The organism is Sphingobium sp., from assembly GCF_035511395.1.
Classification (GTDB): domain Bacteria; phylum Pseudomonadota; class Alphaproteobacteria; order Sphingomonadales; family Sphingomonadaceae; genus Sphingobium.
In genome coordinates this window covers 1-5,685 of sequence record NZ_DATKFP010000116.1, presented here as the reverse complement: position 1 = coordinate 5,685, position 5,685 = coordinate 1, and the positions used below count along the sequence as shown (strand labels likewise).

Genomic DNA, 5,685 nt, shown 5'->3' with positions numbered 1-5,685 from the left:
AGCCGTAGTCGGCGATGTCGAGCGCCACGCGTGTGTTCTGCTCGACGATCAGCAGCGCCAGGCCCTGATCGCGCAGCTTGTGCAGCACGGCGAACACTTCTTCGATCATGCGCGGCGCCAGACCCAGCGAGGGTTCGTCGAATATGTCCAGGCGGACCTTACCACGGCAGAGGGCAGCGAAGCGCTGGCCAAGGCCGCGCTAGAACGGCTCGGCGGCATCGATATTCTCACCCATGTCATCGGCGGTTCGTCTTCGCCGGCTGGCGGCTTCGTCGCGATGACGGACGACCATTGGCTCGCCGAACTGAACCTCAATCTGCTGGCGACGGTCCGGCTTGACCGGCTGCTGATCCCGCAGATGCTCGAACGGGGCCAGGGCACCGTGGTGCACGTCACCTCGATCCAGTCCGTCCTGCCGCTCCCCGAATCCACGACCGGCTATGCCGCCGCCAAGGCCGCGCTGAGAACCTACAGCAAGTCGATATCCAAGGAACTTGGTCCCAAGGGCGTGCGGGTCAACGTCGTCTCGCCCGGCTGGATCATGACGGAGGCCACCGGAGACTTTCTCGAAATGCTTCGGGCTGCCAATGGCGGCACAGTCGAAGACGCGCATCAGTCTGTACTTGAAGCCCTTGGCGGGATCTCGATCGGGCGGGGAGCCGAGCCAGAAGAAGTGGCTGACCTCATCGCCTATCTCGCCGCCGACCGCGCCGCGGCGATCCACGGCGCCGAGTTCGTCATCGACGGTGGCACAATCAACACTGTCTGAGGGTGGCAGACGGCGCTCGCGTTCTGCAGTCCTCAACATCAACACCGCATCATGAAGGAAACCGTCATGGGCAGTAGGCTCCCATCCATCATTCTATCCGCCGCTGCCGCCCTGGCTTCGCCGGCAAATGCGCAATCCACCGATTCATCTAATGGCAGTGCCGTCAGGAACATCGTGATGGTCCACGGTGCATTCGCCGACGGGTCGGGCTGGCGGAAGGTCCATGAGAACCTCACCGCGCGGGGCTATCGCGTCACCATCGTGCAGAACCCGCTCACCTCCCTCGCCGACGACGTCGCCGCCACCCGGCGGGTGCTGGATCGGCAGAATGGCCCCGTAATCCTGGTGGGTCATAGCTGGGGCGGGACGGTCATCACCGAAGCCGGCGTTCATGCCAAGGTGGCAGGGTTGCTCTATGTATCCGCCCTGTCACCCGATGCCGGCGAAACCACCGCCAGCAGTATGACGGCTACACCAAGCCGCCGGAATTCGTGATCGAGACCGGGCAGGATGGCTAAGGGTTCAAGGCCGACAGTTTCTCCGCCGGCTTTGCCGCCGACACCTCGCGGGAAGACGCCGATTTCCTCAATGCCGCGCAAGTGCCGATCAAGATGGCCAGTTTCACGGTCAGATTGGAAAATGCGGCTTGGCGGGCGAAGCACAGCTGGCCTGTCATCGCGACGCAGGATAAGCCTTTGACCAGCGGATGCTTCGCGACATGGCTAAACGCATCAAGGCCAGAGTGACCATGGACCCGTCTGCCTCGCCGACAAACCTTGGCGGTCACAGAGACTGGGGCTTCCACGCCGAGCCGAATATTCATCTGGACAGGCGGTCCCTGTCCATGTCGATGGGCAAGGGCCTGGGCAGCGGCTCCAGTGTCAACGTCATGGTCTGGGCGCGCGGCCACCGAAGCGACTGCAACCATTTTGCCGAACGAACCGGCGATGCGGGTTGGGGATATGATTCTGTCCTCGATATCTATCGCCGGATCGAGAACTGGCAGGGCGCTCCCGATCCCCACTATCGCGGAACATCGGGCAACGACCATTCGATAGGCTGCTTTCGGCGTGAGCTTACGTTGAACGATTAGCCTCGGCGAGGACAGCTTTGCCCCACGATTTGGCGATCGCCATCTATCAATCCGACCCATTACGGCCGTTTAGGGAGTAATTTTTCATTCCCAGGGGCGGTCAGTCTGCTTAATCTCCTCGGATTCCCTCGAATAATCGTGAAAAGGTCGAAATTCCAGCGACCAACTTAGATCAGGTGCTGGTCCCTATTTACCACGGTGGTGTCGGTTTTCTGAGGACTCAACCAAAGATCGGTCGAATGCCAAATGCCCGCAAAGCGCTTTCAAGCTTGTGTCGTCGCCGCGCGTTGAACTCGCCACTACAACCCCGGATTCGCCATGCCGAACGATGCGATCGGCCGTGCGCAGTGCAAGCGCCGCTATCGTGAAGGTCGGATTGGCCCATCCCGAAGTGGGGAAGACGGAACTTCCCACGACGTAGAGGTTGCTCATGCCATGCACGCGGCCATCCGCATCGACGACGCCCGTCGCCGGACTGTCGGACATGCGGGTGGTCCCCATGTGATGATAGCCGCCGATCGGATGAGCGCTGATCTTGGGGTCGGTACGCCATCGCCGTTCGGGATCGGAAAGCCAGTCGGCCGGTACAACGGTCCCGGCATTCAACCGCCTCAATTCGCGTCCAAGCAGATGGACCAGGCGATCGACCGAGTGAATGTCGAGGTCGTTCAGCCGCCAGTCCAGCCGTACACGGGGCATGCCAAGGGCGTCGCGCTCGGTGTCAAGGGTGACGCGACTGGTGGGATCGGGTGCCTGCTCGGCGCGGATGACGAGCGCCATTTCGCTACGGCCCAGTTTCTGCAGCAGCCATGGTCGCGCAGGGTCGCTGACCTTCTGGGCGATCATCGCGGCCTTCTTGGCATAGAGCCACAGCATACGAGCACCGCGTGAAGGGTCGAGGTCGTGCTTGATCCGATTGTAGGCGCGCATGCCCAGGAACTGCGTCGCATCTGCCGGCTGACGCGAGGCTATTGTCAACGCCGTATTGAGCATGCCTTCGCGCTTCTGAGCCCGCTCCCCGGGAGACACCAACGCCGCCACGGTCTGACCCTGGATGGTATGACGATTGCCGAAGAGACGCAGCAGCGACCACGCCTGCGCGGAAAGCACCTTGCCGCCGCGGGCGTGAGGATGCTCCATGAAGAAGCGTCCCACCAGATCACGATCGTTGCCGAGACCGTTGGCATAGACCGAGCGCGAAGCGAGCAGGAGGCGCGGGTTCTCGATCCCGCCTGCCGCCAATACGAAGGTGCGGGCATGGATCACGGCGCTACGGCCGCCCAGACTGCGAACCCGGATCGATGTCGCACTCCGTCCGGCATGATCGACGTCGATCGCCGTCACCGTCGCATGGGTGAAGATAGTGCAGCGGGGATGCCGGAGCAGGTCGGCGCAGGCCTTCACGGTAAAACGACTGGACTCAGGATCGAACGACCAGAGCTTCATCGCGATCTCGTCAGGATCGAATTCTGGCATCGTCACCCCCGCCTGCCGCAGCCCGTCAGGAGTGGGACGTCCGGGCGGTAGCCCGAAGACAACCGCCGCCTCGTCGTAGTAAGGCTGCAACTGCTGCATCGTGATCGGCCAGCCCGAATGCGGCACCCATTTGCGAGTTTCGAGATCGATCGGGTCGAGTTGCGCCACGCGACCGCCCCAGATGGCGGTGGTGCCTCCGAAGAAACGCAGGCGGGCATGGTGCAACTCGTAATAGTCCTCCCCGACATTGCTCCCCGCATTGAGATCGGCGGTCGCCGGCTCGTAATCGACGCCCCCCGATTCCAGCATCGTAATGGTCCGCCCCCTCGCGAGCAGGCGGCGCGCCAGCGTAATGGCAGCGACGCCGCCACCGACGATGCAGATGTCCGTCGCGTAAGTGGAGAAGTCGGTCTTTTCGAAATCCAGATGCATGTCGTCACTCGGCCAGAAACTGGTGAACCGTCACGGTTCACGGGGCCACCTCGAGATAGGTTCACAAGGCCGCGCCTTCCGCATGGCAAACATTGATTCTTCCCAATGTTGGCGCGCAGGCCTCAGAAGCACGCGGGATATGGCTGCATCCGCGAGTTGGGTCGGATCGAAACTCACGCTAACGGAATGCGCAGAAGAAGGCTGAAGGGTGCGATGCGCATACTGCTGATAGAGGACGACGCCGAGATGGCCGGCTTCATCACCGATGGGTTGGCTCTGCAGGGCCATGTCACGCTGATCGAGCAGGAAGGGCGTCAGGGGCTGCGCCGTGCGCAAGGCGAGAACTGCGATATCCTGATCGTCGACCGCATGTTGCCGGATATCGACGGGGCCGATCTCGTTTCGGAGATCCGCGCGCTGGGCCTTTCCGAACCGATCCTGATGCTGACGTCCCTCGGCGCGATCGAGGACCGCGTGAAGGGCCTTGGAAGCGGTGCGGACGACTATCTCGTCAAGCCTTTCGCGATGGCCGAACTGTGCGCGCGCATCGATGCCCTCAGCCGTCGCGGACGGGGAGGTCTCGGCGATACGGCGGCGTGCGGCACCATCAAGATCGACAGGGTCCGCAGGGAGGTGTGGCGCGAAGGGCAGCGGATCGTCCTCCAGCCGCGGGAGTTCGAACTGCTGGAACAGCTCATCCGCCAGCAGGGCCAGGTGGTTTCGCGCGCGATGCTGCTGGAGCAGGTCTGGCATTTCCATTTCGATCCGCAGACCAACATCGTGGAAACGCACATGAGCCGCCTGCGGCAGAAGCTGAACGCGGGTTTCGAGCGCGATCCGATAGTTACCGTGCGCGGGGTAGGCTACAAGCTGCGCAGCGATGTCTGAACCACGTCACTGCCGTCTTGGGGCGATCACGCGTATCGCGGGCTGGTTCGTCGTGTTCTACACGATTGCGACGCTGGGACTGGGCGCGGCCATATACGTCATCGGCGAAAGCGCATTGCGCGAACAGCTCGACGATCGGATCGCGGCCGAAAGCGACTATCTGGCCGACATTCATCGCCACCGTGGCATCGTCGCGCTTCGCGATACGCTGCAACGTCGGGATGACCGCGGCGTCAACGCGCTCGGCTACCTGCTGACGGACAGGAATGGGCGCCGGCTCGGCGGCGAACTGACGACCGATCGTCCGCACACCGGGTGGGCGCAGATCCAGTTCCGCGATGAGGATGGCCGCCGCAACGTGGCCCGCGCCTTCACCGTCGATCTGAAGGACGGAAACAGCCTGACGGTGGCGATGGAACTGGCACCGGAACGCGCGCTGCGCCGCACCACGGCACTGATCCTGCTCGCAGGCCTAGGCGCGACGCTGCTGGGGGGGATCATCGGCGGCGTATGGCTGACCCGCGCGATCCGGTCCCGACTGAGGGCCATGAACGCCACGGCGCAAGGCATCATCTCGGGTGACATGAGCCTGCGCATGCCGGTGTCGCAACCCGATGACGAATTCGGCCAGCTTGCCGGAACGCTCAACGCGATGCTGGACCGCAACAGCGCGCTGATCGAGAATCTGCGGCAGGTTTCCAGCGGCATCGCACACGACTTGCGCACTCCGCTTGCCAAGGTTCGCCAGAGGCTGGAACGCATGATGGTGCTGACGCCCGAAGAGGGGCTGTTGCAAGACGAAGTCGAGCGTTCGATCACCGAAATCGACGCAACTCTGTCACTTTTCAGCGCCCTTCTGCGTATCGCCGAGGTGGAGGCGGGTGCTTTAACAGGCTGCGGAAAAAGGCGCTTGCCTTGATGTGGCATTGCTGATTCCAGGATCCCGTAGAGGGATGTTGAAGGGATCGGGATGCGCGGCGGTGATGAACGGAGCGAGGGGCTGTTCTCGTACGTGAGTTGCGAGGCT

At 62.8% G+C, this 5,685-nt stretch carries 6 protein-coding genes; 5 read left to right on the top strand and 1 reads right to left on the bottom strand.

Annotation, left to right across the window (positions count from 1 at the left end):
- The 3 genes from VMR39_RS07440 to VMR39_RS07430 form a co-directional block, all read left to right on the top strand.
- Positions 1-769, top strand: a 769-nt coding sequence (locus VMR39_RS07440; RefSeq protein ID WP_325415340.1) for an SDR family oxidoreductase, incomplete at its 5' end; no start/stop codon positions are given.
- 177 nt (positions 770-946) lie between these two features.
- Positions 947-1,264 (top strand): alpha/beta hydrolase, encoded by a 318-nt coding sequence (locus VMR39_RS07435; protein WP_325415339.1) that lies wholly within the window; start codon positions 947-949, stop codon positions 1,262-1,264.
- A gap of 211 nt (positions 1,265-1,475) precedes the next feature.
- Entirely contained in the window at positions 1,476-1,862 is a 387-nt protein-coding gene (locus VMR39_RS07430) for a GMC family oxidoreductase N-terminal domain-containing protein (RefSeq protein WP_325415338.1), read from the top strand.
- A gap of 186 nt (positions 1,863-2,048) precedes the next feature.
- Here VMR39_RS07430 and VMR39_RS07425 read toward each other — a convergent pair whose 3' ends face one another.
- Complete coding sequence (locus VMR39_RS07425; protein ID WP_325415337.1) at positions 2,049-3,770, bottom strand: GMC family oxidoreductase; 1,722 nt, start codon at positions 3,768-3,770, stop codon at positions 2,049-2,051.
- Positions 3,771-3,983: 213 nt separating this feature from the next.
- Between VMR39_RS07425 and VMR39_RS07420 the strand changes: the two genes are divergently transcribed.
- Both VMR39_RS07420 and VMR39_RS07415 read left to right on the top strand, forming a co-directional pair.
- Complete coding sequence (locus tag VMR39_RS07420; protein WP_325415336.1) at positions 3,984-4,658, top strand: response regulator transcription factor; 675 nt, start codon at positions 3,984-3,986, stop codon at positions 4,656-4,658.
- Positions 4,651-5,577 carry a HAMP domain-containing protein gene (locus VMR39_RS07415; protein WP_325415335.1) on the top strand — a complete coding sequence of 309 codons (927 nt, stop codon included), beginning with the start codon at positions 4,651-4,653 and terminating at the stop codon, positions 5,575-5,577. Before VMR39_RS07420 ends, VMR39_RS07415 begins: the two co-directional genes overlap by 8 nt.
- Positions 5,578-5,685: the final 108 nt, after the last annotated feature.